The sequence below is a fragment of the Pseudoalteromonas sp. JB197 genome (assembly GCF_002332205.1).
In the GTDB taxonomy this organism is placed as follows: Bacteria; Pseudomonadota; Gammaproteobacteria; order Enterobacterales; family Alteromonadaceae; genus Pseudoalteromonas; species Pseudoalteromonas nigrifaciens.
Map to the genome: position 1 here is coordinate 1,619,924 of NZ_NRGZ01000001.1, position 15,948 is coordinate 1,635,871.

The following is a 15,948-nucleotide window of genomic DNA, read 5'->3' on the forward strand; positions in this document are numbered from 1 at the left end:
GAATAACAGGTATTAAAATGTTAAATCGCTAATTTTATTCACCATTGTGATTTTTTCGCTCTGAGCGGTATTGGTCATATCGAATGCTTTAGCCTGAGACTCTAATTCATAACCATCAACTAGGTTTTCGTAATGCGTTACTAAACTTTGAATAGATGCTTCCATCACTTCTCCAGTATTGGGAATTGGCTTTCTAAAAGCATTCGCAAGGGATAATGGTTGGTTTGAGCAAGTACACAATACAAAATCAGCCTTATTATGAGCGGCAAACGTTTTTTGTTTAGCTGAAGGTGAAACCTGTGCAAAACAATTTATAATAGTGGTTACTATGCTGGTAGTTTCCTCAATTGATTTTTTAATATTTTCCGCTAGTAGGTCTACGTTAATTGATGCATAACGATAAAACACACCAGAGCTGAATTCATTTGTACCAATGTGCCCTGATCCTTGCTCTGCTAAGTCATCACACGCTGTAAACCAATCAACTTCAATATCTGCGCTGTGAGTAGTTAAACTGTGTGCTACGCTCATCGCCGCTTCTACATTGCGTTCAGGGCAACTTGCGTCCATTCGCCCTGATAATGCAACATCAATAGTGGGTAATTGCACAATTTTTTTAATTTCTTTTAGTTCTGTACCCGCTTGTACAATATGAATGGCTTCGCGTATAGCACCTAATGAATATGGCTGTACAGCATCAAAGTAACGACGTTTTTCTTTAGTGTCTTTATCTGTTTCTGTTTTTATTTTAGAACCCATATTTTCTAAAACATCTTCAATTGTTTTAGCATCAAATTCAGGTAGTTTTTCAATACAAAGCTTGAGTAGATCATCAAACCTGTTAGTTCTAATTGATAGCTCCTCTACATTACTTTTGTATAAGTCACTTTGGCGGATGGCACGTTTTAAACACTGGCTTGAAATTCTACTGCGTGTGGTTCCACCAAAGACGGCTGTTTTTTGTAAGCCAGAATCATCACGATTCATCATTGAAGAAGGATGTGATATTAATGCGTGAATATTGATAAAAGTAGTCATTGTAATTTCCTTAATTTTTATAAAATGAGTGTTACCAAACTAATCGTCAATTTGTGCCAAAATAAACTCTTTTAAAAGCTCGCGTCTTGCTTGCTCTCCCCAATATTGAGCTAACTTCCCTAAACTAGATAAACTTATATTTTCACACCGGATAAGTTGTCGTTTTAAGTATTCAATTGCATTATCACCACTGCGTGTAATTTGAATAATTTGCGTTTCTTTTACACCCGCTTTTAAAAGCGCAAGAGCGACCGAATCTGATTCTGGATCTGCTGTGACTTTAATAGATACGAGTAAAAATAAAATACGCTGCGTCTGCGCATTATCTTGTGCTCCTGAAAATTTTAAAACGCGAAAATATGCAGGACAATTAGCTAACTTTTTTAAGTTACAGCGCTTAAGTTCAGCCTGATCGCCTTTCGTTAAATTTAAGTAGGCTGTATATATTCTGTTGTACATAAGTATTCCTTAAATTAACTGGCTTTAGCCAAAGACAATAAACCTGCGCCGGCGTGTTTTTGTCGACCAATACCCATAATTAAAGCCTGATAAACTTGTTCTGCATTAGTAACTTGTAAAATCCCTTCAAAGCAAACATAACGGCTATTAAAGCTTTTTTTACTTTTCACTAATACGCTATCTATCGCGGTTACATTAACATTGGCACCCGATAACTTTTTATGCAGCCATTCTACTTGTAGGTCTTCATCATGAATTTCTACAACTCGCTTGCCTTGGCTAATGCACTTAGTTGGGTATGCTAATAACTTAAATTTATAAAACTCTTCATTGTTTAATTGAGGTGCGAACTCCTTGCTCTGTAATACCTTTGCACTATCACTACTTTTTGGTTGAGTACTTGACTGTAAGAGCACGGTTACCTGGCCTGAATCTGACTTATTTTCAACTCTAAATAAATGGTCACGTTTTCTATCTGGTGTTTTTGGAAATAAACTCCAAATTGCCTGATGTTGTAAATAACTATCGGCCGTATTTAATGCCACCATAGATATGAACATAGAGCCTCCTTTTTAAATTTATTGTTTTTTCAAATTAGGTAATACAACACCTAACTCGCCGTATTCAATGTCTTTGTTTACTACTGCTTTGATGCAATGAAAATCACTGTCTTGCTTGCCTTTAGCATACTTTTTAGCAATAGCAACGGTACTACGCTCTCTGTCTTGTTGTTCTTTATAGTCACCTCCATGTAATAACCCACCTTGCTCGTCAATAAGCACAACCGTTGCCGTCATTTCACCTTCGCGGGTTAATAATACGCAACGAGGATCGACATCTGTTAACGGCTTTGAATCAAGTACACTGTACATTTTTGCTGTATAAGCTGAGCCTTCTTGCTCAATTTGGTACTTATCGTATAAGTTAGTTAGCTCTAACGCCTCATTTGGGTATGGTTGTTCAGCATGTACATATTCAATTGCCTGACGATAGCAATCTGGGAAAGTTAAAGTGTCTGTTTGCTGCAAATACTGCTCGGTTCTAAAAAGCACTCGGATGTTTCTATACACAAAGCCACTACCCTGGTAATGACTGCTCCAATTACTAATCTTCTGGCTTGGTAATAAAGTAATAAATGTTGGCTTTTTTATTCTATTACAACGAGTGTGGAGTGACGTATTAATACGATTATGTCGCCACAACCTCCCCATACGCTGCATTAAAAACTCTATTGGGGCTATTTGACTAACCATAATGTCAAAATCTAAGTCAAGTGACTGCTCAACAACTTGAGTTGCAACTAAAATACGCCCTTTACGAGGTGCGTTTTTGCCATAAGTTTGTAGAACTTCATTTTCTATTTTTGCTCTATCTGCATAAGTGTAGCGTGCATGAAATAGATCAACTTCAATCTCCCTTTCTGCTGCTAAACGTTTCAATTGAGTATATAAGCCTTGTGCGTCCGCAACTGTATTACAAATAACACCAATAACGGCACCTGCTTTGGCATGCTCTAATAATGTTATTTGTTGCTCAGAGGAAGGCAATAAATCTTCTGAGAACCAATTTTCAATCGTTATATATTTCTTTTTATCAGATGATTCCAGTGAGTATTCTTGGGTGTTACCGTCTAAATCAACATGCGTTACGAGTGGATACGCATTGCTTTTTGCTCTACCTGCATAAGGTTTTAGTAATTTATTTTTTAACGATAAAGATAACGTAGCTGATAATAAAATAACGTTAGAAAATGCTTGATGTTGCCCCTTAATAACTTTATCAATCAGTGCATACATGTATGCATCAAAACTATGAATTTCATCAAGAATTAATACTGATTTTCGTGTACCAAACGAACGTATAAACTGATGTTTTATGCCTAAAACACCCATTAAAATCTGATCGACTGTTGCTACCGACATAGAACCCAAAAAAGCGCGTTTATTTGATTGATGTAAAAAGCCATTTTCATCTGGGAATAAATACTTTGATTTACCATGAGCGAGGGTAAGTGTGCTATCCGGAAAAAGTTTAAAGGCGGCTTCGCCAATCCGATCAAATAATCCATTTGCCGTTGCTTGTGTAGGAAGCCCAAAAACAATACCATCAGCTATCTTTTGCTCAATTAACACTGAAGCATAAGCCAATGCAAACTCAGTTTTACCTGATCCCGTATCAGACTCAACCACCGTTAAGCCTGTTTTTAAAGGTAGTTTAGCTAGTAAGGTTTGAATTCCTCGAGGTTGATATGGGGTAAATAAAAAGTCAAAGCCTGAACCGTTAATCTTGTTTAGCACACCTGATTCAAGTAATGCGTCTTTTGCTCTTGGCAGTGCTTTTTTATAATACTTTTTTATGTTAAGCGTTTGATCTTTAGTGAAATTGGTTATAGAAGAGCCAATCCAATCAGCTACACTGCACAGACCAGCAAGCATTGGAATATCGCCAACATCAGGAATTGCGGTTAAACCTGTAAACGTGAGACAAAAATCAATCCAATCTTGCCGCGCTTGTTTATCAAGCTCTACTAATTCTTCATCCGCGTCTGGGTCAATTAAATTACGATCAATTGATGTGTCGCAAAAACCGTGATGTCCAGCAACCGCTTTCATTGCTTCATTATGTCCATATTGCTGAATAAAGTGCAGGTAACCATGCGACCCATGGGCATACTTTTCTGGCTCAACTTCGAATTCATTGCCTTGTAATTCTATTCTTATTTCTTCAGCAAAATTTTGAAAGCGAGCATCAAATTTACCTAAGTCATGGAGTAAAACATAAAATAATACGATTGCTTTAGCTTCAGATTGGGAGCAATTAATTTGTTGCGCGATTTGTTTTAAAATGACACTTGATTCATCTAGCCATATATCGACTACCGCTGCCACATCCAAACAGTGATAAACCAGCAAGTGATAATCAGCGCCGTTTTGCAGCGGATCTCGCTTTGCTTTTCCCCAGTATTTAAAATAACTTGGTATACCCATTATATTTTCCCTTCCTTGTTATTTATTTTTGTTTACCCTACTGCTTGCTAGGTTTATGAGCAACACTGTACGTTTATCACCTGTCGTATTTTTAGGCAGGTTTTTTAATAACTTAAACCGTTAGTTTGCTCTTTAAAGTTATGGCATGTAAGGCTGTAACTCAGCTAAACAGTCAGGACTTAATATTATTTGCTGCGCGGCTGGGTTTGCTTGATAACTATCTACACGTAGTTGTTTTAAAAGATAAAGTAATAAGGCGGCACGTACTTGCAAGGTGCGTTTACAGAGTCCATTAGGTTGTAAAGTCATTTGGTGATCGAGAGCAATAATATGCGCTTTATTTGGAGTTAACCGTGGGTCGGGCTCAATACTCACATTGAGTATTGTTTGCCATAATGTGTCGTGATGTTGAGCAAATAATGCATCGCCTTCAATCTCACAATCGCCATTAAAACGGGTTAATACAAAATCGCGAAAGTCGCGGTTTTTTTCACAATAGGCGCGCACATGCCAGCGGCTGCCGTCAAAAACAAGGTTATGCGGGCTAATTATGCGCGACTCAAACTCGGGGCTCGATAACGACATATACCCTACATCAATGCGTTGCTTATACTTTAGCGCCTGTAAAATTCCCATTACTTTACTGGGCTGCACCGGCACGAGTGGCGATGCCATGCTGGTAAAATGGTTTAATGCGTGGCTTTGCATACTTTGTGCTGTAATATTTAAATAGCTGCCTAAGTCACTTAAACCCTGAGTGGGTGTAAACTTCGCGGTTTGCTCATACCCTTTTTTTGAAGCATTATACTAATGAATGAGGGTAACATTGTAAGTAATCTTGAATATATTTAGATGCACTTGAACGAGTAATATTAAAATGCTGTTGCAGGTGATTAGTGGTCAGCCGCCCTTCCCAAAAAATAATAAGTTCTATGAAATAAAAACGTTGAACGACGTCGTAGCTTAGTTGCAGGCTCATGCTTTTCCTTAGCTGAAGATTCCTACTTACAAAGTATCAAAATAAATTATTATTGCAACTCTAAGCCAAGCCTGTGTGCTGTATTAATTCTTTTTTTTTGTATACCTGAGCGTGGATCATTTCTCTGGGTATACTATCAGGTATACTAAAAACCTTAGCTTGGGTGAAACAGCATGGGACGAGGTGAAACGCCAAGCCATTGATTTATATTTATTACAGGCACAAAAAAGGACGTCATAAGACGTCCTGATATTGAATAATGGTGGAGGGAGAGGGATTCGAACCCTCGTTAGGGATTAACCTAAACACACTTTCCAGGCGTGCGCCTTCAGCCACTCAGCCATCCCTCCACGGCGTTGCTACATACTAGGTAGTGCAACAAGCGCGCTATAGTATGAAATAGCCGCCATAGGTGCAAGGCATTTTTAGTTTTGAGCTTTTAACTGCTCACTTATCATTCATATTTTTTATGCTGTGCACAAAAAACGGCTATGCGGGTGGCATAACCGTTTTTTAAGCGTTAACTTAACGTGCGTTTTTATATTCGTTAATTTTACTTTGCCATTGTGGCGGTAAAGTCAAGCATGCGGTTAAGTGATTTAAGTGCGCCTTCGCGTAAGTCCATGTCAACAAACACTTCTTTACCTTTGGGGTCTATCAGAGCTTCTTCAATCGCTTTTAAGCCGTTCATTGCCATCCAAGGGCAATGCGCACATGTTTTACATGAAGCGCCTTCACCGGCAGTTGGAGCGGCGAAGAATTCTTTGTCTGGGCATAGTTGCTGCATTTTATAAAAAATACCGCGGTCAGTTGCTACAATAAACTTTTTGTTGCTCATTGTTTGCGCTGCTTTTATTAACTGGCTGGTTGAACCAACCGCATCAGCAAGGGCAACAATTTCCTCTGGCGACTCTGGATGTACGAGTACGCCCGCATCTGGGTGCAGCGCTTTCATGTCTTTTAGGGCTTTAGTTTTAAACTCGTCATGAACGATACATGCACCATTCCACATGATCATATCTGCGCCGGTATTCTTTTGAATATAGCTACCTAGGTGCTTGTCTGGGCCCCAAATTATTTTTTCACCTAGTTCGTCTAAGTGCTCAACAATTTCCAGTGCACACGATGAGGTTACAATCCAATCTGCACGCGCTTTTACTGCGGTAGAAGTATTTGCATACACTACTACTGTGCGGTCGGGGTGCTGATCGCAAAACGCTGAGAATTCATCTACCGGGCAACCTATGTCTAACGAACAAGTTGCTTCGAGCGTTGGCATAACCACGGTTTTGTTAGGCGTTAATATTTTTGCGGTTTCACCCATAAAACGCACACCCGCTACAATGATCATGTCGGCATCGTGGCGTGTACCAAAACGCGCCATTTCTAGCGAGTCGGCAACGCAGCCGCCGGTTTCTTCGGCTAGTGCTTGTATTTCAGGATCGGTATAGTAATGGGCAACTAATACGGCATTTTTTTCTTGCAGTAGTTGCTTTATACGTGCTTTGTATTCGCCTTGTTCGTTTTGTGTTAACGGTGCTGGCTTAGGAGGGAAAATATAGCCTTCAGGCATAATAGTTTGAGCTAGACTCATGTTCTCGACCACTTCATCTATATTGCATTAATTACGATGAATTATACGAGAATATAAAGCTAAATAACAGCTATCTGCTCAAGGTGTTTATAAATAAAAAGTTGAAGTTTTAAAAAGACGCTATTAAGAAGGGATTGTCTAAAAATGGTGGGGCATGATGGATTTGAACCATCGACCAATTGATTAAAAGTCAACTGCTCTACCAACTGAGCTAATGCCCCGCTCTGATAACTAACTAGCAAACATTGCTGTTTAGTTACTTGCGTAAATCCGCCGACTAATACTTTACTTTCACTGCTCATAGAATGGTGGGGCATGATGGATTTGAACCATCGACCAATTGATTAAAAGTCAACTGCTCTACCAACTGAGCTAATGCCCCGCTCTATGCACTTAATTTAATTAAGCTTACGTAAATCCGCCGATTCCAGCCATTCTTAAATATAAAGAATGGTGGGGCATGATGGATTTGAACCATCGACCAATTGATTAAAAGTCAACTGCTCTACCAACTGAGCTAATGCCCCGCTCTGATAACTAACTAGCAAACATTGCTGTTTAGTTACTTGCGTAAATCCGCCGACTAATACTTTACTTTCACTGCTCATAGAATGGTGGGGCATGATGGATTTGAACCATCGACCAATTGATTAAAAGTCAACTGCTCTACCAACTGAGCTAATGCCCCGCTCTATGCACTTAATTTAATTAAGCTTACGTAAATCCGCCGATTCCAGCCATTCTTAAATATAAAGAATGGTGGGGCATGATGGATTTGAACCATCGACCAATTGATTAAAAGTCAACTGCTCTACCAACTGAGCTAATGCCCCGCTCTGATAACTAACTAGCAAACATTGCTGTTTAGTTACTTGCGTAAATCCGCCGACTAATACTTTACTTTCACTGCTCATAGAATGGTGGGGCATGATGGATTTGAACCATCGACCAATTGATTAAAAGTCAACTGCTCTACCAACTGAGCTAATGCCCCGCTCTATGCACTTAATTTAATTAAGCTTACGTAAATCCGCCGATTCCAGCCATTCTTAAATATAAAGAATGGTGGGGCATGATGGATTTGAACCATCGACCAATTGATTAAAAGTCAACTGCTCTACCAACTGAGCTAATGCCCCGCTCTATGCACTTAATTTAATTAAGCTTACGTAAATCCGCCGATTCCAGCCATTCTTAAATATAAAGAATGGTGGGGCATGATGGATTTGAACCATCGACCAATTGATTAAAAGTCAACTGCTCTACCAACTGAGCTAATGACCCGCTCTATTTTTGTCGCATTTCGAGTGGGGTAACCATTCGTTTGCTGCGGGCGCTTATAATACTTATTTATAAAATGAGTGCAACCGAAATTGTCTCTTTTTTTAAGTTTTTATGCTTAGCTGAACAATTTTAGACCGCTTATGACAAAAAGCAGCCTAATCAAGTCTCTTGTATTAATTTTATAAGCGCTTTGTGGCCAATTTTGCAGCAGTGGTACTTGGATACTGATTAATTAAATCGTTCAGTATTTTTTGCGCTTCGGCTGCTAAATTTTGCTCTTGTAGCAAAGTGCCTAACTTTAACATGGCATCTGGGCGCTTATTTGAATTTGGAAATTCATTAACCACCACTTTAAAATGCTCCGTTGCTTTAGCTGGGTTATTTTTTATCGTGAGCAGCTGCCCAAGCCAATAATGTGCATTTGATGTATACACAGAATTTGGGTAGGTAGTTAAAAAAGTTTGAAACTCTGGGATCGCCTGATCATAGCGTTTATCTTTCATTATTAACGCAACAGCACGCTCGTATGCTTCGTTTTCAGATAAATCGGCACTGTATGTCTGAGTATCGCTTGCTTGCGTGTGATCAACTCCAGGCGCTGTGACAGCCGGTTGACTATAAGCTTGGCTAACGCGGTTTTCAATTTCTTGATAAAGCTCGCGCTGACGCTGCAGCACTTTTTCTAGCTTATAACTTTGCTCTTCGGTTACACCACGAATTTGGCTCACTTCATCTTGCAATAAATTAAGCTGTTGCTGTAACTCAACTTGTAAAAAGTTACGTTGTTGCATCATGTTCTCTAACGACGCTAAACGCTTTTCAATACTCGATTGTGAACTTGCAGCTTCTGAAACAGGAGCGGGAGCAGCCATTAACTGGGTGCTCCCGCTCAATATCATGGCTGCCAAAATAATTTTCGGCTTCATAATATCTCTTATCTTAGTAAACTAGTACCGCACGGCGGTTTTTAGCGAAAGCTGATTCAGTGCGAGATTTAACCATAGGTTTCTCTTCACCGTAGCTTACCACTGACATTTGGCTTGCAGAAACACCTAAGCTTTGTAGGTATTTTTCAACTGCTTGGCCACGGTGCTCACCTAGTGCAATATTGTACTCTGGCGTACCGCGCTCATCTGCGTGGCCTTCAATAAGTACTTTAACAGATGAGTTTTGAACTAAAAACTCAGCGTGTGCGCGTAATAAATCAGCGTACTTGCCTTCAACTGTCGCTTTATCAAAATCAAAGTAAATTACTTGCTCTTGACGAAGTGCTTCGTATTTTTGACGAAGTTGCTCTTCTGCACGTTGCTCTGGCGAAATTGTCGCTACTTCAACTGTGTCAGTATTTGTTGATTGCTCAACCATACCTTGATTTGATTGGTTAGCTGCGCCTTCATCAATATCTGAAGATGAGCTACAAGCTGCTAAAGCCATTACTGGCACAGCAATTAGCAGGCCTTTAAGTATTTTATTAAGTTGCATTGAGTAGATTCCTATTTTGAGTAAACCAGCAATTATTACTGTAAATATGGCGACCAAGCTGGCGCCTTTACTTGTCCGTCTAGCACAGGTAACCGTGCTTTAAAGCGACCGTCCATCGATACCAGCGCAAGTACCTGTTTATTATTATGAAGCGTGCTATATATAATCATCGAGCCATTTGGCGCTATACTCGGTGATTCATCAAGGCGAGTTCGTGTTAATACTTGAAACGCACCTGTAGCCAGCTCTTTTTTAGCAAGATGGTACTGCCCGTTGGTACGGTTAACCATCACTAATTCTTTGCCATCGGGTGTTATTGAACCAGCTAGGTTCATATCACCGTCAAAGCTTAATCTTTGTGTCCTGCCAGTTTTTAAATTTAACTTATAAATCTGAGCATTACCACCCCTTTCAGATGTAAATACAATATCTTGGCCATTTGGATGCCACGATGGCTCTGTATCTATACTGCGATGACGAGTAAGACGCGTTTCTTTGCGTGTTACTAAGTCTAGTAAATAAACTTCGGTTGCACCGGTTTTATCTTTTGAAAGTACTAACAGTAGCTTTTTACCATCGGGCGAAAACTGCGGTGCACCGTTAATACCAGGGTAACTAGTAACCAATTCACGTTTTCCTGAGTATAAGTCTTGAATGTAAATTTGGCTCTGACGATTTTCAAACGTTACATAGGCTAACTTAGTGCCATCGGGCGACCATGCTGGCGACATTAACGGCTCTTTAGAGCGCAGTAATACTTGCTCATTAAAACCATCGTAATCAGAAACTACCAATTGATAAGGTCTGTCGTCATTATCGCGTACTATAACATAGGCTATTTTAGTTAAAAATGCGCCTTTTTCACCGGTTAACTTTTCGTAAATCACATCACTTATACGGTGTGAATAACGACGAAAGCCGGTGTCGCTAATAATACTTTCACGTGCTTCTAAAATATGGTCTTGGTTTTTAATCAATTTACCGTTAGTCATCATTTGCGTTTGACCACCGGTAATTTGCCCACGAATAACATCAACCAGTTCATAACGTACCAAGTAGCGGCCATTAGATTGCTGCTCAACTTCGCCAACTAATATCGCCTCTACTCCTTTGTTTACCCAAGAAGCATAGTTAATATCGCTATCTTTACTTGGCTGTTGCGGCATTTGTGCTACATCTACAGGCTTAAATTTACCACTGCGCATTAAATCTGCAGCAATAACTTCGCTGATTTTTTGTGGAATAGGGCCAATACCTTGATACTTAAATGGCACAATAGCAATTGGTCGTGCGCCATCTATACCCTCTGTTATTACAATTTCCAGAGCTGCATTTGCAACGCCCTGAAAACCCAATAATAAAATTAAACAGGCTACTTTTACTTTGTTGAACATATCATTCCTTTAAAATTCTGGCTTGATTGTTAAATTTATATTCTTAAGTTGGTCGAATACGTCTTTATCTTTTGATACCGGTAATGTGTCGGCCATACGCACCGCTCTTAATGCAGCTTCACACACTAATCTATCGCCGCCTAATGAAGTCACTTGCGTTACTAAGCCATTAAAGCCTAAACGAATGTTAACTCGGCACTGCTGATTTTTCATTTTTTCGTCAATAAGTAAGTTTTGCTGTATACGCGCCATTATTAATGCACGGTACTTATCTACTTCACTCACTACTTGTTGTTGGCGTATTTTACTGCGGGCAGCCTGCTCTTTAGCAAGTTGCTCTTGTAACATTTGCTCTTGCATTGCTTGCTCACGCTTACGTTCGGCTTCTTCTTCGCGTTTTTTGCGTTCAGCTTGTGCTTTTTTAAGCGCATCTTCCTCAGCTTTGCGTTTATCAGCGGCAGCCTTTGCAGCGTTTTCAGACTCTTGCTTTTGCTTTTCGGCTTGCTTAGCTTTAGCACGTTCTTGCTGCTCTATGGCACGTGCTTTTTTAGCTTGTGCTTGCGCCTCTGCCGTTTCTTTCTCTTTGGCTTTACGCTGTTGCTCTAACTTTTTAATTTGTCGTGCTTCTGATTCTCGCTCTTTGCGCGCATTACTAGCTCTGCGCTCTAAATCGCGAATACGTTTGTCTTCAGCTCGCTTTTGATCGTCTTCTTTTTTTCTAAGTTGCGCAATTTTTTGCTCAACCTGTTTTTGATCAACCGTTACCGCAGACACCGCTTTATCTACATCGGGAATAGCCGAGTTAAGTGTAACTTCCATTACCTTAGGCGCTGGCGGATGAATATTTGCGGTGGCATACAAAAACCCACCTAATGCCACATGTAAAAGTACTGATTTAATTAATGGTGTTTGCATAAGGCTACTTCGTCCCCTCAAAGGATTCTGTCATTAACCCTACCGATGGCACGCCTGCTCTTTTTAAAAAGTCCATTAATAGTAATACTTCTTGATATGACACTTTGCCCGAGCCTTTTATCATTACAGGTACATCTGGATTTTTCATCAGCTGTAACTTAATTACGGCAGCTACATCTAGCGCTTCCATTGGCTCTTCAGGGTCGGTGCCTACGCTTACATAGTATCGGCCATCAGCATCTATAGAGGCAATAATAGGTGGCGTATCTTTAGTATCAACTAAGTCTGACTCTTCCATTTTTGGTAAGTCAACTTTAACACCGTGAGTAATGAGTGGTGCTGTAGCCATAAATATAATTAGTAGTACCAACATTACATCAATGTAAGGCACTACATTAATTTCTGCGACCGGACGGCGCTTTTTACGCTGATACATTCGCTTGGGCCTCTATTTGAGTAGCTGCTTGACGGTGTAGGATATTAGCAAACTCTTCCATAAAGTTAATGTAATGCGTTTCTAATTTTTCAACTTTATTAGCAAAACGGTTATAAGCAATAACAGCTGGAATAGCTGCAAATAAGCCCATTGCAGTAGCAATCAACGCTTCAGCAATACCTGGTGCTACCATTTGTAGCGTAGCTTGCTTAACTTCGCCCAGTGCAATAAAGGCATTCATTATGCCCCATACTGTACCAAACAAGCCTATATATGGACTAATTGAGCCCACGGTTGCTAAAAATGACAAACTTGATTCTAATTTTTCTACCTCACGCGAAAGCGCCACGCGCATGGAGCGATGTGTGCCTTCCATAACAATGCCAGCACTTTGAAATGTATTTTTTTTATGACGTGCAAACTCTTTAAAGCCAGCGGTAAATAATGCTTCTATACCTTTTGATTGCCCACTACGTGATGAAATTTCGCTATACAGCTTACTTAAATCAATTCCAGACCAAAACTTTTGTTCGAACTTTTTGGCATTGCTTAAAGCGTCTGAGATTGCTTTTTTACGCTGAAAAATAATAGCCCACGACATTACCGACATCGCTACTAACGCTAGCATCACTAGTTGCACAAGCAAACTTGCTTCTAGAATTAGATCTAAAAAATTAAGCCCTGATCCCACGTTAAACTCCTAAAAAATTAAAAACACATCAAATTGATTTATTTGGATAATATGACCTTACACCAGAACTACAAAGGGTAAGCGTCTAAAATTGTAGCTAGTGTATATAGTGTATTTAACGCTTACAACGATCTTGCTATGAATAGACAACAAAAAACGTTAAAAAATTCTTTTATTTTTATTAAACCGTAAAATAACCCGTTTATTATAATTGCGTAATTAATATTAGTGTTTATTAATGCGCTATTATAAAGGTAACACTCAGTTAAATTAGCTGTTTATTCAAAATATAAGCATAAGCACGCAAAACAACCTAAGGTTTACTTTAACGTAATAGTAAAACTAATACCGAAATTTACTGCAAAATACAATATAAGCAAATAATTTCATAAAGTTATAATGTTAACGATTAATTAACGTGCAATAATTGAACATTCATAAAAAGCATTCAGATTAGTTTTTTTTATCTGAAATTATAAATTTTCTAGTTTGAACAAAAAACAACTCTTCGGTATTATTACCTCATACTGAACTAACGCATTAAATGAAAGTTTTCATTGCACCCAGTTCTTCGTAATATGACATTTCATCGTATTACATTGTTTTACTTTTTTAGGATAAAACCTAAGTAAGTAAAATAGAGTTCCCAAGATTACTTCCTTCAACTTGTTGTTTGCCCGCATTATTTGCGGGCTTTTTTTTGCCCATAAATAATCTTCATAACATTAATACCTAGGTATTAAGTTAGCATCACAATTTTAGCGTTTATAACAATTGCATAAAGCCTAAGCTAGTGCGCCACAGCAAGCCACCTATTAGTTAACACCAGCAGCAGGCACAATAGCCTTGATTGACTTAACGCATCGTGAATTATTGCTAAATTTAAGTACGCATACCAACCACATTAAAACTCACCAAGTATAGCGCCAATAACATGCCTATAGAATGAATATAACGGCAGCGCAAAGCAACATAAAACACGGCTAAGCATAAACTAAAAAGCCATTGCAATTAATTAATCGCAATGGCTTTTTAAATTGGGTAAAGCTTTTTATTAGTCTTGCTTTGGTAGTAAACCAAAGTGATGATATGCGTTGTCTGACACTATTCGTCCACGGGGTGTACGCTGAATAAAGCCCTGTTGAATTAAAAAGGGTTCTATTACATCTTCAATAGTCTCTTTTTCCTCGCCAATAGCTGCAGCTATATTGTCGAGCCCAACTGGGCCGCCCATAAATTTTTCTATAATGGCGAGTAAGTACTTACGATCCATATAATCAAAACCGCTTTTATCTACATCTATCATATTAAGTGCCAGCTCTGCCACTTCGGCGTTTACCGTACCGTCTGACTTTACTTGGGTGTAGTCACGCACTCGGCGTAGTAATCTATTGGCAATACGGGGGGTACCGCGTGAGCGTTTAGCAATTTCAACTGCACCCTCGTCGCACATTTCTAAATCAAGAAAATGCGCCGATCGCCCTACTATGTACGATAAGTCTTCTACTGAATAAAACTCTAAGCGCTGCACAATACCAAAGCGGTCACGCAGTGGCGAGGTTAACGAACCCGCGCGAGTCGTTGCGCCAATAAGCGTAAACGAGGGTAAATCTAATTTTATCGAGCGTGCTGCTGGGCCTTCACCTATCATAATATCAAGTTGGTAGTCTTCCATTGCTGGGTAGAGTATTTCTTCAACTTGTGGGCTTAACCTGTGTATTTCATCAATAAATAATACATCACCTTCTTCAAGGTTGGTTAGCAATGCGGCTAAATCACCGGCTTTTTCGAGCACTGGCCCTGAGGTTGCCTTTATATTTACCTGCAGCTCGTTGGCAACAATATTAGCTAATGTAGTTTTACCCAAACCTGGTGGGCCAAAAATAAGCAGGTGATCGAGTGCTTCGCCTCGGCTACGGGCCGCTTCAATAAAAATTTCCATTTGCTGTTTAACATGCGGTTGACCACGGTAATCGGCGAGTAATTTTGGCCTAATTGCACGGTCTATAGAGTCTTCGTTGGGTTTTTCAGTCGCGTCAATTAAGCGATCAGCTTCGATCATAGGTTACTCACAGCATTGATTTTAAAGATTCTTTAATAAGAACCTCAGTAGACATATCGGGTTTACTTACTGATTTTATTGCTTTTTGCGCTTGTGGCAATTTATAACCTAGCGACACCAAAGCCGACACAGCATCATCGGCGGCATTATTAGCAGTTGTTGCGTCGCTAAACGGCTCAATAACCGCACTGTCGCTGAAAGGAGTGAATAAATCGTTGCCCCAATTTTTTAATCTGTCTTTCATTTCGAGTACTAGCCGCTCGGCGGTTTTTTTACCTACACCGGGTAATTTAACTAAGCTTGTGGAATCTTCGTTATTTACACAGCTTACAAATTGCTGCGCCGACATACCCGACAAAATAGCTAAACCTAGCTTTGGCCCTACGCCATTGGCCTTTAATAACTCTCTAAATAAGGCACGCTCTACTTTGTTGTTAAAGCCAAACAATAGTTGTGCATCTTCGCGTACTACAAAATGAGTATAAACAATGGCATTTTCGCCAACTTTAGGTAAGTCGTAAAAGCAGGTCATTGGCATTTGCACTTCGTAGCCAACACCACTTACCTCTAATAATATTTCGGGAGGTTGTTTTTCTACTAAAATACCATTTAAGCGACCAATCATAG

General features: G+C 39.5%; 15 protein-coding genes and 9 tRNA genes. All 24 read right to left on the reverse strand.

Going from position 1 to position 15,948, the window contains the following annotated elements:
* Positions 1 to 12 precede the first annotated feature (12 nt).
* Complete coding sequence (gene cas7e / locus CIK86_RS07610) at positions 13 to 1,038, reverse strand: type I-E CRISPR-associated protein Cas7/Cse4/CasC (protein WP_086996204.1); 1,026 nt, start codon at positions 1,036 to 1,038, stop codon at positions 13 to 15.
* Between the two features lie 39 nt (positions 1,039 to 1,077).
* A complete protein-coding gene (locus CIK86_RS07615) occupies positions 1,078 to 1,497 on the reverse strand; it encodes a type I-E CRISPR-associated protein Cse2/CasB (protein ID WP_086996202.1) in 420 nt (139 codons plus the stop codon).
* 14 nt (positions 1,498 to 1,511) lie between these two features.
* Entirely contained in the window at positions 1,512 to 2,057 is a 546-nt protein-coding gene (gene cas6e, locus CIK86_RS07620; protein WP_086996199.1) for a type I-E CRISPR-associated protein Cas6/Cse3/CasE, read from the reverse strand.
* Between the two features lie 18 nt (positions 2,058 to 2,075).
* Complete coding sequence (gene cas3, locus CIK86_RS07625; RefSeq protein WP_086996195.1) at positions 2,076 to 4,484, reverse strand: CRISPR-associated helicase/endonuclease Cas3; 2,409 nt, start codon at positions 4,482 to 4,484, stop codon at positions 2,076 to 2,078.
* 138 nt (positions 4,485 to 4,622) lie between these two features.
* Positions 4,623 to 5,192: a WYL domain-containing protein gene (locus CIK86_RS07630; RefSeq protein WP_086996192.1), complete on the reverse strand. Its 570-nt coding sequence runs from the start codon at positions 5,190 to 5,192 to the stop codon at positions 4,623 to 4,625.
* Positions 5,193 to 5,286: 94 nt separating this feature from the next.
* Complete coding sequence (locus tag CIK86_RS19245; RefSeq protein ID WP_176359680.1) at positions 5,287 to 5,463, reverse strand: hypothetical protein; 177 nt, start codon at positions 5,461 to 5,463, stop codon at positions 5,287 to 5,289.
* 260 nt (positions 5,464 to 5,723) lie between these two features.
* Positions 5,724 to 5,813 (reverse strand) — tRNA-Ser (locus CIK86_RS07635).
* A 203-nt stretch (positions 5,814 to 6,016) separates the two neighbouring features.
* Positions 6,017 to 7,057: a quinolinate synthase NadA gene (gene nadA / locus CIK86_RS07640; protein ID WP_058373665.1), complete on the reverse strand. Its 1,041-nt coding sequence runs from the start codon at positions 7,055 to 7,057 to the stop codon at positions 6,017 to 6,019.
* A gap of 145 nt (positions 7,058 to 7,202) precedes the next feature.
* Positions 7,203 to 7,278 (reverse strand) — tRNA-Lys (locus tag CIK86_RS07645).
* An 85-nt stretch (positions 7,279 to 7,363) separates the two neighbouring features.
* Positions 7,364 to 7,439: transfer RNA gene (locus CIK86_RS07650), tRNA-Lys, on the reverse strand.
* A 69-nt stretch (positions 7,440 to 7,508) separates the two neighbouring features.
* Positions 7,509 to 7,584: transfer RNA gene (locus CIK86_RS07655), tRNA-Lys, on the reverse strand.
* Positions 7,585 to 7,669: 85 nt separating this feature from the next.
* A tRNA-Lys gene (locus tag CIK86_RS07660) sits at positions 7,670 to 7,745 on the reverse strand.
* Between the two features lie 69 nt (positions 7,746 to 7,814).
* Positions 7,815 to 7,890: transfer RNA gene (locus CIK86_RS07665), tRNA-Lys, on the reverse strand.
* A gap of 85 nt (positions 7,891 to 7,975) precedes the next feature.
* Positions 7,976 to 8,051 (reverse strand) — tRNA-Lys (locus CIK86_RS07670).
* Between the two features lie 69 nt (positions 8,052 to 8,120).
* A tRNA-Lys gene (locus tag CIK86_RS07675) sits at positions 8,121 to 8,196 on the reverse strand.
* A 69-nt stretch (positions 8,197 to 8,265) separates the two neighbouring features.
* Positions 8,266 to 8,341 (reverse strand) — tRNA-Lys (locus tag CIK86_RS07680).
* Positions 8,342 to 8,520: 179 nt separating this feature from the next.
* Positions 8,521 to 9,267, reverse strand: a complete 747-nt coding sequence (gene ybgF, locus CIK86_RS07685; protein ID WP_086994514.1) for a tol-pal system protein YbgF — start codon at positions 9,265 to 9,267, stop codon at positions 8,521 to 8,523.
* 13 nt (positions 9,268 to 9,280) lie between these two features.
* Positions 9,281 to 9,823: a peptidoglycan-associated lipoprotein Pal gene (pal, locus tag CIK86_RS07690; protein ID WP_011328542.1), complete on the reverse strand. Its 543-nt coding sequence runs from the start codon at positions 9,821 to 9,823 to the stop codon at positions 9,281 to 9,283.
* A 35-nt stretch (positions 9,824 to 9,858) separates the two neighbouring features.
* A complete protein-coding gene (tolB, locus tag CIK86_RS07695) occupies positions 9,859 to 11,217 on the reverse strand; it encodes a Tol-Pal system beta propeller repeat protein TolB (protein WP_011328543.1) in 1,359 nt (452 codons plus the stop codon).
* A 9-nt stretch (positions 11,218 to 11,226) separates the two neighbouring features.
* Positions 11,227 to 12,132, reverse strand: a complete 906-nt coding sequence (tolA, locus tag CIK86_RS07700; protein ID WP_086994511.1) for a cell envelope integrity protein TolA — start codon at positions 12,130 to 12,132, stop codon at positions 11,227 to 11,229.
* A gap of 4 nt (positions 12,133 to 12,136) precedes the next feature.
* Positions 12,137 to 12,568, reverse strand: a complete 432-nt coding sequence (gene tolR / locus CIK86_RS07705; protein ID WP_041454479.1) for a protein TolR — start codon at positions 12,566 to 12,568, stop codon at positions 12,137 to 12,139.
* Positions 12,555 to 13,259 (reverse strand): protein TolQ, encoded by a 705-nt coding sequence (gene tolQ, locus CIK86_RS07710; protein ID WP_041454480.1) that lies wholly within the window; start codon positions 13,257 to 13,259, stop codon positions 12,555 to 12,557. Before tolQ ends, tolR begins: the two co-directional genes overlap by 14 nt.
* A 1,054-nt stretch (positions 13,260 to 14,313) precedes the next feature.
* Entirely contained in the window at positions 14,314 to 15,321 is a 1,008-nt protein-coding gene (gene ruvB, locus CIK86_RS07715) for a Holliday junction branch migration DNA helicase RuvB (protein WP_011328547.1), read from the reverse strand.
* A gap of 7 nt (positions 15,322 to 15,328) precedes the next feature.
* Positions 15,329 to 15,946: a Holliday junction branch migration protein RuvA gene (gene ruvA, locus CIK86_RS07720; protein ID WP_086994508.1), complete on the reverse strand. Its 618-nt coding sequence runs from the start codon at positions 15,944 to 15,946 to the stop codon at positions 15,329 to 15,331.
* Positions 15,947 to 15,948 lie beyond the last annotated feature (2 nt).

What these genes read in the sequence shown, in the direction of transcription:
- CIK86_RS07630 (WP_086996192.1), bottom strand. Translation starts at nt 5,192, where the DNA reads ATGCAAAGCCACGCATTAAACCATTTTACCAGCATGGCATCGCCACTC.
- ruvB (WP_011328547.1), bottom strand. Translation starts at nt 15,321, where the DNA reads ATGATCGAAGCTGATCGCTTAATTGACGCGACTGAAAAACCCAACGAA.
- CIK86_RS07615 (WP_086996202.1), bottom strand. Translation starts at nt 1,497, where the DNA reads ATGTACAACAGAATATATACAGCCTACTTAAATTTAACGAAAGGCGAT.
- cas7e (WP_086996204.1), bottom strand. Translation starts at nt 1,038, where the DNA reads ATGACTACTTTTATCAATATTCACGCATTAATATCACATCCTTCTTCA.
- tolA (WP_086994511.1), bottom strand. Translation starts at nt 12,132, where the DNA reads ATGCAAACACCATTAATTAAATCAGTACTTTTACATGTGGCATTAGGT.
- ybgF (WP_086994514.1), bottom strand. Translation starts at nt 9,267, where the DNA reads ATGAAGCCGAAAATTATTTTGGCAGCCATGATATTGAGCGGGAGCACC.
- ruvA (WP_086994508.1), bottom strand. Translation starts at nt 15,946, where the DNA reads ATGATTGGTCGCTTAAATGGTATTTTAGTAGAAAAACAACCTCCCGAA.
- tolR (WP_041454479.1), bottom strand. Translation starts at nt 12,568, where the DNA reads ATGTATCAGCGTAAAAAGCGCCGTCCGGTCGCAGAAATTAATGTAGTG.
- CIK86_RS19245 (WP_176359680.1), bottom strand. Translation starts at nt 5,463, where the DNA reads ATGAGCCTGCAACTAAGCTACGACGTCGTTCAACGTTTTTATTTCATA.
- nadA (WP_058373665.1), bottom strand. Translation starts at nt 7,057, where the DNA reads ATGAGTCTAGCTCAAACTATTATGCCTGAAGGCTATATTTTCCCTCCT.
- pal (WP_011328542.1), bottom strand. Translation starts at nt 9,823, where the DNA reads ATGCAACTTAATAAAATACTTAAAGGCCTGCTAATTGCTGTGCCAGTA.
- cas3 (WP_086996195.1), bottom strand. Translation starts at nt 4,484, where the DNA reads ATGGGTATACCAAGTTATTTTAAATACTGGGGAAAAGCAAAGCGAGAT.
- tolB (WP_011328543.1), bottom strand. Translation starts at nt 11,217, where the DNA reads ATGTTCAACAAAGTAAAAGTAGCCTGTTTAATTTTATTATTGGGTTTT.
- cas6e (WP_086996199.1), bottom strand. Translation starts at nt 2,057, where the DNA reads ATGTTCATATCTATGGTGGCATTAAATACGGCCGATAGTTATTTACAA.